Here is a 14,568-nt window from a genome sequence, read left to right as displayed (position 1 = left end):
TTTGACGTTGTTTTTTGCATTTTAGCAGTCGATCCGAAAAATTCCACTTTATGAAGATGCTCCTGAAGCAGGTAGCCGCCTGTATGGCCGCCCTTATGGCCGGTCCGTTCATTTCAACTAGCAACCTGCACGCACAAACCGGAAAACCGAATATCGTCATATTCATTGCAGACGACGTATCCTACAACGACCTGGGATGCATGGGGCACCCCATCATCAAAACACCCGAAATCGATAAACTGGCGAAAAACGGGCTGCGGTTTTCCAACGCCTATCTCACGACCAGTTCCTGCAGTCCCAGCAGGGCCAGCATTTTGACCGGCAGGTACCCGCATAACACCGGCGCGGCCGAATTGCACACGCCTATCCCCCCGGCCAGGTAGCCTTCCCGAAACTGTTAAAGCAACACGGATACTACACCGCCCAGGCGGGCAAATGGCATCTGGGATCCTCCGGGATCAAGCCCGACGGCGAATTCCTGGACGCATTCGACAGAACGGGCGGCTCGCATGCCGACGGCGGCGGCCCCGGCGGCGGCGGTAAGTGGGTCGAATATCTGCAGCAACGCCCGAAAGACAAACCTTTTTTCATGTGGTTTGCCGCGCAGGACGCGCACCGCGGATGGGATAAGGGCGCCAAGCCTGTCCGGTATTCGGCTGGCGAGGTAAAAGTGCCTGACAACCTGGCAAACACGGAAGCAACGCGCGACGACCTCGCGCGGTATTACGAAGAAGTCAGCCGTTTCGATCATTATGTAGGGAAAGCAGTGGAAGAACTGAAGGCCCAGGGTATCCTCGATAACACGCTCATCATCGTTATGGCGGACAACGGCCGGCCATTCCCCAGGAATAAAACCCGGATGTATGATGACGGCATCAAAACGCCATTGGTAATTCACTGGCCTGCGGGTATGCAAGCACGCAATATGGTGTCGGCGAGCCTGGTCAGCGTGATCGATATCGCGCCCACGATACTGGAAGTTGCCGGGCTGCCCGAATGCGCCTCCGTGCAGGGGAGAAGCTTCACGAAACTGCTGGCGGAGCCGGGTGCGAAATTCCGGAATTATGTTTTCGCTGAGCATAACTGGCATAGCTTTAAAGCTTATGAACGGATGGTCCGGAGCGATGCGTTCCTCTACATCGAAAACGGGCTTCCGGAACAAAGCAATATTGGCGCCACCGATATCATGGGTGGGCCGGCCGGCACTGAACTGAAAAAACTATACCTTTCAGGCAAGGCCACCCCGCAACAGGCCGCCATCTTCATCACGCCGCAGCCGCCATTCGAGCTGTACAACTATGTGAAAGACAAAGACCAGCTCATCAACCTTTACGGCCAAAAGAAGTATCGTAAACAGCAAGAACACCTTGCCGGCATCCTGGCCATCTGGAAAAAGGAAACCGGCGACGATCAGCCAGCAGACCTCACGCCCGATTGGTCAGACAGGTGGAGCAACAAAGCATTGCCGGAAAAGGGTAAGCGCGGTACCATGCCCGGTAGCCGTCGAAACGCGACGTCAATTACAAAACCAGGTCCGTTTTAAGCGGATTGTAACTCAAAAAATAAAGCCTCATGCGTATAAAATCCCTGCTTATCACCACCTCGCTATGCATGTACGCCCTTCTGGCCGGCGCGCAACAGCAACCCCATATCATCCTCATCCTTACGGACGATATGGGATCGGCGGATATCAGTTGTTATGGCGGCACTGGCCCTCAAACTCCCAACCTGGACCGGATGGCCGCGGAAGGAGCCCGCTTCACCCAGTATTACAGCGCATCCCCGATTTGCTCCCCGTCCAGGGCGGGTATCCTGACCGGCAGTTATCCCGCCAGGTGGAACCTGACCAGTTACCTCCAAACGAGAAAGGGTAACACGGCCTGTGAACAGGCCGACTTTCTCCGGGCAGAAGCGCCTTCCATTGCGCGGTTACTGAAAAGCGCGGGGTACCGTACCGCCCATTTCGGGAAATGGCACCTCGGCGGGGGAAGGGACGTTAAAAATGCGCCTTCCATCACCGCATATGGATTCGATGCGTACAGTAGTACCTGGGAAAGTCCGGATCCCGATCCCTTGCTGACTTCCGGCAACTGGATATGGTCAAAACCAGACAGCGTGAAGCGCTGGGATCGCACGGCTTATTTCGTTGACCGGGCGCTCGCTTTCCTGGCAGCCAATAAAGGCAAGCCCTGTTTCATCAACCTTTGGCCGGACGATGTGCATACGCCCTGGGTGCCGGATGAAACGAGCATGGACAGGATGCCGAAAGGCGGGGAAAGCCAACGGCAGTTCGAAGCGGTGCTGGCGGAATACGACAAGCAAATCGGCCGTTTTTTGGATGGCCTGAAGCAATTGGGGATAGATCAGCAGACGCTGGTCGTGTTTACTTCCGACAATGGCGCATTGCCGACTTTCGGTTTCCGTTCCGGGAAATTCCGGGGCACGAAACTGTCGCTATACGAAGGCGGGATACGGATGCCCCTGATTGCCTGGCAACCCGGCAGTATTCGCGCCGGGCAGGTTGACAGCACCTCCCTGCTGAACGCTACCGACCTGTTGCCGACTTTCTGCCGGATAGCAGGCATACCGGCTAAAAAACTGCCCAAAACCGACGGGACAGACCGGGCAGGCGTTCTATTGGGCGAGCCATCGTCGAAACATCGCACATTTTTCTGGGAATACGGCCGTAACGACTCGGCTTTCAAGTATCCGAACGGTCGCAACCGCAGCCCGTCGCTGGCTATCCGCGACGGAAAATGGAAGTTGCTGGTGAACGCTGATTCCTCTTCTGAAGAGCTATATGATCTGGGGAAAGATCCATCAGAGCAAAATAATATCGCCACCATGCACCCCGCCACCGCAGCGCAGTTGAAGAGTAAATTGCTCGGCTGGTACAGGGCGCTTCCAAAGTTGAAAACTAGCCCTGATGTGGTGCGGGGGGATGAATAGAGAAGTGAAATTAACGCCGGGTTGTAAAGAGGAGATGTAGTGAAAATAAAAAAAGACAAATCAGCCTAAACCGATTTGTCTTTTTTCGATTGCCCGGAGCTGAACTTGTTCCGGGCACTATGCCTGTGTTAAAATTGAACCGTCCGGGACGTCATCCGGCCGCTGCCGGTAATCACCAGCTTATCCGGATGCAGCGCAATGGTGCCGTAGGAGTTCTCGTCCGTCTCCACCATGCCTTCCAGTACGATGCAGGGCAGCTTGCCGACCATACAGAATGCGCCCGCGTGGTGATGGCCGGATATCAGTGCTTTGACGCTGCTGTATTTCGCCAGCAGGGCAACGATTTCCTGGTCGTTCAGGGCGGTCAGCCCCGTGGCGCAACCCAATGGGTGATGGGACAGCACCAACACCAGTTCTCCCTTTTGCTGCGCGTCTTCCAGCTGGCCCTGCAGCCAGTTCATTTGCGCGCTGCTGATCCCGCCGTTATACTCCGCGCCGTTGCGCCCCTTCCGTTCCTTGATCTTTTCCATCATTTCCCGCAGCTCCTGCTCACGCGGTGTACCTTTCACATTGGCATATGCCGCTACTTCATTCGTGTTCAGCATGATGAAACGCCAGTTGCCCTTTTTGAATGCGTAATATTCGGCAGGCATATCCAGCAAACGATACAGGGAATCGTTCGATGTGATCCCGTGATAATCATGATTACCGGTTGTATTGTACACCGGCCGCCGGAACTTCCGGAGCGCTTCCAGTACAGGCGCGAAATCGGCCGGGTTGCGGTCTACGACATCCCCCAGGTTAATGAGGAAGGGTAGCTTTTGCTTGTTCAGGTCCGCAACGGCCGTTTTCAGCTTCTGCACGGAATAGCGGTACAGCCGCGTTCCCCGGGTATCCGCGTCCGCGTACTGGATGTCGGCAATCACCCCGAAACGGATGACCTGCCCCTCGCTGCGCAGGGCCCCCAGCAACAGCATCAGAATAGCAGCGCATCTGGTGATAATTTGCATGGATATATGATTTGTCGGCTGGTTACCAGCCAGGATTATTAGGTTGGAGTTTAGGATTCAAAGTGATCTCGTTGAGCGGAATACATTCAAGATAATCCCTTTTTTCATTGAACCCATACCCATTGGGAATGGCGGTGGCAAACGGGTCCAGGAATCCATCCGCATCCGGGGCGTAATTGATTTTCTTGCCCGTCCATTCGTCTTTGTCGAAAGGATAACCTTTCGGGCGTTTGCCTTTCATCAGCTTATGCGCGGCCCATCGCCGGATATCGTCGTACCGGAAACCCTCGGCCCCCAGTTCCACCGCGCGCTCACGCCGGATCTCGTGTAACTCGTCCGACAAGGGGTAACCATAATCCGCGTATTGCAACCGGTTAGGATCACCCTGCACCTTGAATGCGGGCATGCCAGCCCGGCTTCTCAGCAGGTTGACCGATTTGTTGTAATCCACGGCTTCCTGCAGTTCCGCCTTGGCTTCGGCGTAATTCAGCAACGCCTCTGCATAACGGAACACGATCGCGCCCGTTTCACAGCTGGTATTCCAGGAAACGCCACTGCCTGCCTGCGGGTCTTTGGGGTCATTTCCCTTCCTGATCTGGAACCCCGTATTATTCAGCGTTTCGCCGGATTTGTCGAGGTAAGGGAACGTGAAAACTCCTTTCCCGAAACTATTGTCCCACATCACACCGCCCGGTACCCATATGGTCTGTGACAGGCGGGGATCGCATTCCGTTGCTATTTTCGTCAGGAAGGCATTGCCTTTCACCGTCTTGCCGGTATTGAAATAGTCATAAGCATTTCCGTTCCTGTCGAGATATTGATACACCTGCTGCATGGTCATGGAAATACCTGCGGTACGGTCGGATACGTAGATCTGGAAGGAATGGGATAGCTGGAGATTGACGGCATACGCCTTCCAGAGGATAACTTCCTTATTGCCGGATTGATTGATCAGCGAGAACAACACGCGGTAATCATTCTCCGGATCCCCGGTCGAAAAAAGCGTTAAGTTATACACGGGTTTCATCAGCTCTTCCGCGGCGTTCACGGCAGCCCGCAGGTATTTTCCCGGGTCGGCGCCTTCCGTACCGAATTCGGTGCCGCGGTGATATTTCTGCCAGGTGCCTTCATACAACGCTACCCTCGATTTGAACAGCAGCGCCGCTTCTTTCGTGAGCCTGTTGTTCCCGCCGTCGCTGCTCTTTAGCGGATTCAGGTTTTCCACGGCTTTGTCGAGGTGCCACAGGATGGAATCCACTACCTGGGTGCGCGGGTCGCGTGGTTTGTAGAGCGCGGGATCGTCCATCTCCAGCGGCGTCGTATACCAGGGCACATCGCCGTATGCCCTCACTTTTTCGAAATAATACCAGGCCTTGAAGAAATGGGCTTCCCCGAGGAACTGCTGGTATTTTACCAGCGGGTCTTTACACTTCGCATAATTTTCGAAGAAGACATTGACGCTCCGGATCTTCGTCCAGGTCCAGTTGCCGCCGGCTGTTACCGGTTGATTGGTGCCGTTCCACAAGGTGGCCGGCGAAGCCGAAATCTGTACATCCGATCCACGGGTGCCGTCCCAGCCGATCAATCCCATATAGCTGCCGACTACGCCGAACGAGGGGAAGTCGGGATAAAATTGCAAAGTATATTTCTCCAGGTCGCTCGCCGTTTTCCAGTAAGCCTCATTTTCTATCTGGGTTAATGGTGGCCTATCCAGGAAATCCCCGGTGCAGGAAGCTACCGTGAGCAGTGCGCTGCATGCCGATAGGAAGATCAGGTATTTTTTCATGACTATGAATTGAAGGGTCTGTAATGATTGGCCGCAATCGCATTGCGGTTTAGAACGAAACGTTGAGCCCGAAAGCCCAGATGGCCTGCGTAAACATGCTCTTGCCTGCGCCGAACTCGCCGAGGGCGGCCGTTTCAGGATCGAAGCCTACAGGCAGTTTGGTGTTGGTCCAGATATTCTCGCCCGAGAAATAGAACCTTGCCCGCTTCAGCCTTATCGTATGCAGCACCGATGCAGGCAATGTATACCCGATCTGCACGTTTTTCAAACGGATGTAAGCGCCGTTCTGCAGGTATCGCGTCTGCACCTGCTGGTTTTTCAGGTACTGCGCGGCGTTACTGTAAGGCCGCGGGAAATACGCGCCTTCGTTCACGCCCAGACCGGAATAGGTCGACGCTTCGGCATCGCGGTAATAGTCCATATGATGCGGGAACAGGCTCGACTGGTTCCATTGATTGAATCCCCAGAAGATATTGCCCGTCAGCCAGAGGTCGCGTTTGCCGATACCCTGGAAGAACGCACCGAGGTCGAAGTTCCTGTAGTTCGCGGTCAGATTGAGGCCATACTGGTACCTGGCCGTCGAGTTGCCGATGATGCGCAGGTCGCCATGATCCGTTACCGTATTCTTCCCGTTGTTGATCATCTTGTCGTCATTCAGGTCGCGGTACTGGACATCTCCCGTCCGCCAGACCTGGCCGTTGATGAAGCTCTGCGATTTAGTGTCGGTGATCGTTTTCGCCAGTTCCGCCGTTCCGATCAGCCCCACGGTTTCATATCCCCAAATCTCGCCCACGCGCTTGCCGGCATAGTCGGTCGTCAGGATACCAGTAGGGTTGGGGTATTTGGTTACTACGTTGAAGTAATCGAAAACATTCGCAGACACGGAGAAGGCGAAATCACTGCCGATTTTCCCTTTGTAGGTGATGCCGAGGTCCCAGCCCTGCGTCTTCAGCTCGGAGTTGTTTTCCTGCGGAACGGAGGCGCCGAGCACCAGGGGCTGCGCTTTGGCGGGGCCCAGGCGGTCGAAAGTCAGGCGCTGGTAGTATTCGAATTCCACCTGCAGCTTGTTCTGGAAAAGGCCAATCTCCACGCCGGCGTTCGTCGTTTTGGAGGATTCCCAGGTCAGGTAGCGGTTGATCAGGTTGGGAGAACCGGTATAGGCGGGGCGCTTGCCGTTGAGGATCCAGCCGAGGTTGGTATTGACGCCGATCAGCGCCAGGTCCTGGTATGCGGACACGCTCTGGTTGCCTAACATCCCCCACGACGCTTTCAGCTTCAGGTAAGGAACGTGCGCCGCCAATGATTGCCAGAATTTCTCCTGGGAAACGTTCCAGCCGGCAGACACGGAAGGGAAAAATCCCCAGCGTTTACCATCCGCAAACTTCGACGTACCATCATAGCGGACATTCGATTCCAGCAGGTACCGGTTCCGGTAATTGTAATTCAGCCTGGCGAAATATCCCAGGGTAGCCCAATGGCTCAGGTTGTCGAATGCCTGCATATCGCCCGTGGCGGTGGTGATGGAAGGCACTTCCGAAGTGATCAGTTCTCTTTTCAAACCACTGAGGTAATCGTATTTATTCGATTCCTGCTGGTAACCCAGCATCACTTCCACCTGGTGGTCCCGCGCAATCACCGGCTTCCAGGAAGAAAAGATGTTCAACGCTTTGTAGGTTACGTTGGCTTTATTTTTAGAAATGGATGAAGGAACAGTCAGCGAGATGGGCACCAGGGTGCCGTCGACCTGGTCTTCAAACGCCACCAGGTTCACGCCTTCACCGTTGTTGACGGTGTAGTCGATGGAATAGTCGGCATTGATGCTCCAGTTCTTCAGCGGCCTGATTTCGGTGGCGATGCGCTGCATGAGGTTATTATCCGTGAACTGATCATATCCGGCCCGCATTTGCGGCACCCGCGATAACTGGGAATAATGCCCGTTGGGGGATTTGAGGAACACTTCCGGATGCGTCCGGAAGATCTGGTGGATGAGCATGCCATAGCCGCCTTCGCCGTTGTAAATGGGCCTGTCGCGCACTTCGTTGGTGATGCGGGTGTTGGAACTGAGCTTCCACCAGTTGTTGATATTCGCATCCAGTTTGGCCGTGAGGTTGTAACGGTTGTATTTGTCGTCCACCATCTTTAACGGGCCTTTTTCCGAGGCATGTCCGGCGGAAATGAAGTACCCGATGTCTTTGGATCCGCCGCGGACAGACAGGTTCTCCTGCGTACGGAAGCCGAATCCATAGTGCACGTCGATCCAGTCGTTATTGCCGTTGGATAGCTGGTAAGCGGACCATTTGGAGGGATTGTTGGGGTCCGGGACCGTCTCCGGCAGGCTGGGATCGCTGATGCGGGCGATGATGCGGTCGATGGTGCTTTCTGCGAACAGCCGCGCCACGCCCTGGTTGTCGTGCATTTCATTAATGGCCCGCACGAACGTATAGGAATCCACCATACGGGGTTTGCGGATGATGGAGGTAGGCCCGCCGTTGAAAGAGAAATCCACCTGCGGCCGCTGGTTCAGCTTGCCGGATTTGGTGGTGATCAGGAGTACCCCGTAAGGCGCCCTCGCGCCATAAATCGCGGCGGCGGCGGCGTCCTTCAGGATGGAAATGCTTTCGACGGTATTGGGGTCCAGGGTAGTGATATCGCCGGCGGTGCCGTCGATCAGCACATACGGACTGCCCTGGCCGCGTATCTGCACGGAAGGGGCGGCTCCGGGCTCAAAACCGGCGTTCCCGTATGCGATGGTAACGCCCGGAACGGTGCCGAAGAGCGCCTGGGAAACATTGGTCACCGGCCGGTTCTGCAGCCGGGCGCCGTCTACCACGGCCACGGATCCCGTGAGGTTCACTTTCTTTTGCGTACCATATCCCACCACGATCACTTCGTTCAGCTTGGCGTTTTTAGACAGGCCCAGCTTCACCATGATGGAATTGTTGTCGCCTTCTTTGAGCAGGAGGTTGCGGAGCGTTTGCGCCTCGTATCCGATATGGGAGAAGCTGAAGGAATAGCGCTCGTTGGCGCGCAGCTGCGTAAAAACGAAGATGCCGCTGGTGTCGGTCACCGCTACGAACTTTTGCAGCGAGTCCGCGTCGTTGCGGACGATGACGTTCACGCCTGGTATAGGGCCGGATTCATCATCCAGGACTGCACCCGTTACCCTGGGATGCTGCTGCGCATGCATGACCAGCGGAAGCAAAAAAAGCAATAGCATCCACCCTCCGCGCAGACGGAGAATTTTCTGATCGATTTTCATTAAGCGTCTTTTTAAAGGATTATTTGTTGGTTTGCCTGTTATAGGTGATTTGAAACTTATCGCCGTTCCTGGTCAATTGCAATTGGTTGGTCCTGCAGATGACGTTGAGAATGGTGTTAACGTCATCCCGGGACGAAACATTCCCCGTAAAATATTTGTGCGCCACATCCTGCGGACTGTAAGCTATACTGATTTCGAACGCGGCTTCCATCGCGCGGAACACTTCCGCCAGCGGAGCATTGGTGAATTTCGTGGTGCTTACTTTGCCCGCGGCGCCGCCTTCTTCCGCTGGCGCTTTTCGGCTTTCCGCGGCAGGCCGGGTGATCAGCAGGGTGTCCGCCTGTTGTGTGATCAATAATCCGTTTACGGAAGACAGGATGCGCAGGATGTCGGACAGGGAATCGGCTGCATGAAACTGCCCGGTGAAATACATCTTTTCCACGTCGCGGATATCGTAGCGGATGGGCTGATGGAATAATTGGCCCAGCACGTCGAATGCATCATTGAGCGGCACATTGTTGAACGTCAGCAGCGTGGTTTTTCCGGCGGCGGCGTTGCCCGTTATGCCGGTTTCCGCGCGCAGCTGCCGGGCGGGTACGGGCGCCACGGTGATGCCGTCGAGGTGTGTATTCACGAAGCATTGCTCGCCCGGCTGCAGCACGGTGGGGTATACCTGTACCTGTTTGCCCAGGTATTTTACCGCTACTTTTCCTTCAAACAGCTGCACGTTTACTTTCGTACCGGTATGGTCCACCAGGAATCGCGTGCCCAGGGCAGTGGTGGAGATATTGCCGGAAATCACCACGAAAGGATGCGCCGGATCGGATGTTACATCGAAAATGGCCTTGCCGCGTACTAGCCGGATGGTTCTGTTGGAACGGAAATCGGCAGGATATTGGATCGAGGTTTGCGGCTTCATCGTAACGGAGGAGCCATCCGGCAATGCGAACGTACTGTCGCGGTCAGCCGTGTTAAAAGCCGCTTCTGTCAGGCCGCTGGCAACCGTGGCGTAGATGTGGTCCGGTGCGGCGATCTGCCGGCCCATGTAATGTATCCCGGAGGCAATGAGCAAGAGGATGCCGGCTGCGACGGCCAGGGCGGTGTACAACGTCCGGCGCCGGGCGGTTTTTCGCGTGGCGGCTTCCACGCCGGACCATATTTCCTGCTTCAGGCCTGCATCCGGGGAGGGGCCGCCATCGCATGCAGATCCCATTCCTCCTGCGGGAGGAGCGTGTCCGCCAAACCGGGTTCGGAATCCAGGATTTCTTCTATCCTGTCAGCCTCTTCGCCCGTGCATGCATTATCCAGAAATTGCTTAATCAGCTCCAGTTTGTCCATAACTTGGCAATAGCTACATCAATAAGTACGCTGCGCAGGAAATAATTCCCTACCCGGTGAAAAAAATTATTTTACATGGCTGATAACATCCTGTAGCACAACGGAGAAAATGGCAGTCTGCAGGATTTTACGGAGCTGAAGATTGGCTTTGGTGAGCTGGCTGTCGACCGTTTTGGTGGAAATGCCCAGTAGTTCGGAGATTTCTTTATAGGAATAGCCGTAAATATGTCTGAGTTCGAAGATTTCTTTTCGTTTGGGAGGGAGCGAACGGATGGCATTGGCGACGTCGTTCCTGATCTCCAGCCGGTGGTGGGAAGTGTCGTTCCCCTGTACGTCCGGCAACTCCATGGGGCCGGCGATATGCTGCCGGCGGCGCATTTCCTGGCGCAGCCAGTCGATGAATACCTGTTTGGTTTTCCGGAAAATCTGTTCATTGAGCGGGATGCCGGCGGATACGGCGTCCCGGTACTTCCAGAGTTTTATGAATACAAGTTGGGTCAGATCTTTGGCCGCTTCGGTGCTGTGCGTCTTTTTCGACAGGTAAGAGAATACTTTTTCCCAATAGCTTTCAAAGACATGCTCAAATGCCTCGTAGTCCCCGGATTGTAATGCCTCTGCTAGTTGCGTGTCCATATATATTGCTTGTGCAGTGAGAGTAGAAGCAGGAAATTTTTTTAAGACATGAATACCTTATTTGCTTTCCAGGAGGTGCCTGATTATGTATTTGATCAAATGTGACAATGAAGGTAGCATTAAAACGACGTCTGGTTGACTTACCGGCATTTTGTTCATACTAACTTAACGCTTAACGGCCGGATAGTGGAATTTATGAAGGGCATCAGCCCTTCCTTTACAAACTTCGTAAAAATATACTGATTTTTCAAAGTTTGCGGATTTTCCTGGGAGCGGGGTGGATAAAGGCAGAAGTAGATCGGGGATAGCGACGGTTACGGTGCCCCATTTACGGAACCTGGCCGCGGCCTCCGGGTAACCGCTCCTGCCGCCGGGAAACCTGTTGGTTTTTGTATGCATTTTGCATGTTGTAGAATCTCTACCACTTTTCGCATATATTCTGGAACATGCCCAGGTTGCAGTAGGAAAACAAGACAATCCGTGGAAAATCTGATTATCATTTCCTGTGAATTTGTACATTTATTCGAAATCAGGAATCTATGGGTCTTACCCCTGCGGGTGATGAAAGAGAATTATTAGCTGGTGTGGCCGAGCGGGATCACCAGGCTTTCCGTACCATTTACGATAATTATGGCAGGAAAGTCTATACCTATGCGTTGCAATTGTTGCATTCCGCCGCTGAGGCCGAGGAAATGGTCCAGGAGGTATTCCTGAAACTTTGGTTAATGGGAGATCGCGTGCGGGAAATAACCAGCCTTGAAGCGTATTTGAGAACCCTGACGAAACACCGGTCGTTAAATGTATTGCGCCGGATGGTATTGGAGGGGAAGGTGGAAAAGGCGCTGGGAAAAGACTGGCGTGAGGAAACCAATGATGTGGAAGACGAAATCCTGATCAGGGATGTCCGGAATGTGCTGAACCGGGCCATAGATGCCTTGCCCAGGCAACAAAAGGAAGTTTATATATTATGCCAGCAACAAGGGCTCAAATATGAAGAAGCAGCGGAACGCCTCGGCCTGTCCCCGTTAACAGTTCAAACACACGTCAAACGGGCATTAAAATCTGTCAGGTCATATGTCAGGGAACATACTGATATAGCAGCAATTTTGATCATATTAAAGATGATGTAATTTCAAGCGGTTGGTCATCTCCTGGCCGGCGGAAAATTCGCTTACTTCTGGCTACCTCCAAAAAAAGATAAATTTTTATTGTTTCGTGTACCCCGATCCCTCAGGCCCAGGTGTCTTTCAATCATATGGGCCAATCAGGCCGTAATTGCACGATATGGATTCGAACAGGTTAAATGCGTTATACCGGGCATACTTAGACAGGAATATGACGCCCGAAGAGCTGGAGGAGTTCCTGCAGGTGGTCATGGATACCGCGCAGGAAGCGGTATTGGACCAGCGGATGGACGATCACTGGAACGAACTGGCCGGCGATGCGCTGGCATTCCTGCCCAAAGACAGGGCGGATGAGATTTTCAACCACATTGTGGAACAACCCGTTCCGGCCGCCAGGCGGATCCGGCTTTGGCCCCGGCTGGCAGTGGCCGCCGCCGCCGTCGGCGCGATCATGCTCGGGATTTCGCTGTATACAACCAGGCAGGTTGCTGACCCGGTTGCCCAGACCGAAAGCCAGGTGCATATCCCTGCTGGCACTACCGGTGCCACACTGACCCTGTCAAATGGGAAAAAAATTAAACTTTCCGATGCGGCCAACGGTGAGTTGGCTGAGGAAGCAGGCGTGGTCATCCGAAAATCGCCGGGCGGGCACCTGGTATATGAAATGAGAGAGGACAACGGGGTATCCGGTGGACAGAATATGTTGTTGACCGCCCGTGGAGAAACGTATCAGATTCATCTGCCGGACGGCTCAGACGTCTGGCTGAATTCAGCCTCCAGCCTGGTGTTTTCTTCCAATCTGGTCAGCAACGGGAAGCGTACGGTCCGGCTGGAAGGAGAGGCTTACTTTGAAGTGGCAAAAGACAAAAAACATCCTTTCGTCGTACAAAGTCTTGACCAGGAAATCGAAGTGGTAGGTACGCATTTCAATGTCAACGCATATCCCGATGAGCCGGTTGTAGCCACCACTTTGCTGGAAGGAGCCATAGACGTCAGCGCGGGGGGCGCCAAAAAGAGGATCAGGCCCGGGGAACAGGCGTTGAACAAGGCCGGCCGGATAATGGTACAGCAAACCGATACGGATAATATCATCGACTGGAAAAACGGCGATTTCGCCTTAAATAACATTGAATTCAAAACGGCCATGCGAAAGATCGCCAGGTGGTACGATATGGAAATTATCTATGACGATGCCGTTCCTGATAACCTGGAGTCTGGTGGTTGGATCTCCAGGCAAAAGCCGCTCGATGCAGTGCTCAAGTCGATTGAGTCTTCCGGTTTGGTGAAATTCCGGGTGGAAGGCAGGAAAATTTATGTAACGCGATAAATCAACCCATGAAATCAATTACACTGTTTATATTATGCATCTGCATCACAGGTATTGCAGCCGCGCAGAATGGCTATCCCGTTGCCTGGGAATTCAGGGCTGAACAGACCGCCCCGCTTACTTACCGGGTGATCCTGCAGGCTACCGTGAAGGCACCTTATCACATTTATCCCCGGCAAGCATCGGGCGGCATGGGCCTCCCCACTGAAATCAATTTCGAAGAGAATGACAACGTTTCGTTTGTGGATGAAATCCGGGAGAAGGGCATCGAACAAAAAGACGGGGAATCACTGGCATACTACGCCAAAGGCGTCACGTTTTCCCAAACCATCAAACTCAAATCGGAAAAGCCGACTGCTCTTTCCTTTACCATCAAATACATGGCCTGTACAAAGCAAATGTGCCTTCCCCCCGCCAAAAAGCAACAAACATTAGCCATCAATTATAAGGAGGAGGAAGTGGCAGCTACCGATAAGGAGCCGGAAGTCGGCAGCGGAATCGCTGCTAAAGCAGATTTTCAGTACGAGAATTTTTCCATGAGCGATATTAACGGGAAGATAATATCGGCAAGCGAAGTCGTGAACAACAACCAATACACATTTATCGATTTCTGGGCAAGCTGGTGCGCTCCATGCCGCAAGCAGGGGCGCGAGCTGATTCCCTTATATGCCAGGTACAATGCAAAAGGTTTCGGGGTGATAGGCGTTTCGCTTGATACAAATGACGCTGCATGGAAAGCAGCCATTCTATCAGATGGTTATACCTGGACTAACCTATGCGACGGCAAGGGCTTTGCGTCACCTCTTAGCAAAAAGTACAACATCACATCCATCCCCAGGAATATACTTGTCGACAGGAACGGTCAAATCATCGCGAAAGATCTGCATGGACAAGAGCTGGCTGCTACGATCGAAAAGCTTTTAAGTAAAGCGGTAAAATATCAACCAAATCGAAACGCATCAAATCAACCAAACATGAAGAAGAATTTGCATTAGCTAAAATGGACTAGTCCCAACTAGGCCGGGACTAGTCAGTCTGGAATCAACTAAAATCAGTTACAGCAAATTGCCGGTCGAAAAGCGCTTGCTGTGTAACATCCAAACCAAACAAATGTATAGAATTTTTAACAGATGCCGGGGGTA

The 14,568-nt window shown here is 53.5% G+C and carries 12 protein-coding genes; 6 read left to right on the top strand and 6 right to left on the bottom strand.

The window, feature by feature from the left end; all coding sequences use genetic code 11:
* The first annotated feature begins 50 nt into the window (after positions 1 to 50).
* Genes WJU16_RS04500 through WJU16_RS04490 form a run of 3 tightly spaced genes read left to right on the top strand, consistent with a single transcriptional unit; the run spans position 51 to position 2,949 of the window.
* Positions 51 to 383: a sulfatase-like hydrolase/transferase gene (locus WJU16_RS04500; protein WP_341837127.1), complete on the top strand. Its 333-nt coding sequence runs from the start codon at positions 51 to 53 to the stop codon at positions 381 to 383.
* Entirely contained in the window at positions 353 to 1,543 is a 1,191-nt protein-coding gene (locus WJU16_RS04495; protein WP_341838647.1) for a sulfatase-like hydrolase/transferase, read from the top strand. The genes WJU16_RS04500 and WJU16_RS04495 overlap by 31 nt, the downstream gene beginning before the upstream one ends.
* Before the next feature lie 29 nt (positions 1,544 to 1,572).
* Positions 1,573 to 2,949, top strand: a complete 1,377-nt coding sequence (locus WJU16_RS04490) for a sulfatase-like hydrolase/transferase (protein WP_341837126.1) — start codon at positions 1,573 to 1,575, stop codon at positions 2,947 to 2,949.
* 128 nt (positions 2,950 to 3,077) lie between these two features.
* Here the strand turns inward: WJU16_RS04490 and WJU16_RS04485 are convergent, their stop codons facing one another.
* The 6 genes from WJU16_RS04485 to WJU16_RS04460 all read right to left on the bottom strand — a co-directional run bounded on the left by WJU16_RS04485 (position 3,078) and on the right by WJU16_RS04460 (position 10,975).
* Positions 3,078 to 3,959 carry a metallophosphoesterase gene (locus WJU16_RS04485; protein ID WP_341837125.1) on the bottom strand — a complete coding sequence of 294 codons (882 nt, stop codon included), beginning with the start codon at positions 3,957 to 3,959 and terminating at the stop codon, positions 3,078 to 3,080.
* Positions 3,960 to 3,981: 22 nt separating this feature from the next.
* On the bottom strand, positions 3,982 to 5,745 hold the full coding sequence (locus tag WJU16_RS04480) for a RagB/SusD family nutrient uptake outer membrane protein (protein ID WP_341837124.1): 1,764 nt from the start codon (positions 5,743 to 5,745) through the stop codon (positions 3,982 to 3,984).
* 49 nt (positions 5,746 to 5,794) lie between these two features.
* The gene (locus WJU16_RS04475) at positions 5,795 to 9,004 is read right to left on the bottom strand and encodes a SusC/RagA family TonB-linked outer membrane protein (protein WP_341837123.1); all 3,210 of its coding nucleotides are present in this window, start codon (positions 9,002 to 9,004) and stop codon (positions 5,795 to 5,797) included.
* 19 nt (positions 9,005 to 9,023) lie between these two features.
* The gene (locus WJU16_RS04470) at positions 9,024 to 10,217 is read right to left on the bottom strand and encodes a FecR domain-containing protein (RefSeq protein ID WP_341837122.1); all 1,194 of its coding nucleotides are present in this window, start codon (positions 10,215 to 10,217) and stop codon (positions 9,024 to 9,026) included.
* On the bottom strand, positions 10,172 to 10,342 hold the full coding sequence (locus WJU16_RS04465) for a hypothetical protein (RefSeq protein ID WP_341837121.1): 171 nt from the start codon (positions 10,340 to 10,342) through the stop codon (positions 10,172 to 10,174). Before WJU16_RS04465 ends, WJU16_RS04470 begins: the two co-directional genes overlap by 46 nt.
* Before the next feature lie 66 nt (positions 10,343 to 10,408).
* Positions 10,409 to 10,975, bottom strand: coding sequence for a sigma-70 family RNA polymerase sigma factor (locus WJU16_RS04460; protein WP_341837120.1), 567 nt, complete (start codon positions 10,973 to 10,975; stop codon positions 10,409 to 10,411).
* A 539-nt stretch (positions 10,976 to 11,514) separates the two neighbouring features.
* On the opposite strand from WJU16_RS04460, the gene WJU16_RS04455 reads away from it, so the two are divergent.
* The 3 genes from WJU16_RS04455 (at position 11,515) to WJU16_RS04445 (ending at position 14,421) form a co-directional block, all read left to right on the top strand.
* The gene (locus WJU16_RS04455) at positions 11,515 to 12,105 is read left to right on the top strand and encodes an RNA polymerase sigma-70 factor (RefSeq protein WP_341837119.1); all 591 of its coding nucleotides are present in this window, start codon (positions 11,515 to 11,517) and stop codon (positions 12,103 to 12,105) included.
* 205 nt (positions 12,106 to 12,310) lie between these two features.
* Positions 12,311 to 13,426: a FecR domain-containing protein gene (locus WJU16_RS04450; RefSeq protein ID WP_341837118.1), complete on the top strand. Its 1,116-nt coding sequence runs from the start codon at positions 12,311 to 12,313 to the stop codon at positions 13,424 to 13,426.
* Positions 13,427 to 13,554: 128 nt separating this feature from the next.
* On the top strand, positions 13,555 to 14,421 hold the full coding sequence (locus tag WJU16_RS04445) for a TlpA disulfide reductase family protein (protein ID WP_341837117.1): 867 nt from the start codon (positions 13,555 to 13,557) through the stop codon (positions 14,419 to 14,421).
* Positions 14,422 to 14,568: the final 147 nt, after the last annotated feature.

It is taken from the genome of Chitinophaga pollutisoli (assembly GCF_038396755.1).
In the GTDB taxonomy this organism is placed as follows: domain Bacteria; phylum Bacteroidota; class Bacteroidia; order Chitinophagales; family Chitinophagaceae; genus Chitinophaga; species Chitinophaga pollutisoli.
Note: the sequence above shows the minus strand (reverse complement) of the source record. Positions and strands in the feature narration are given on the sequence as shown.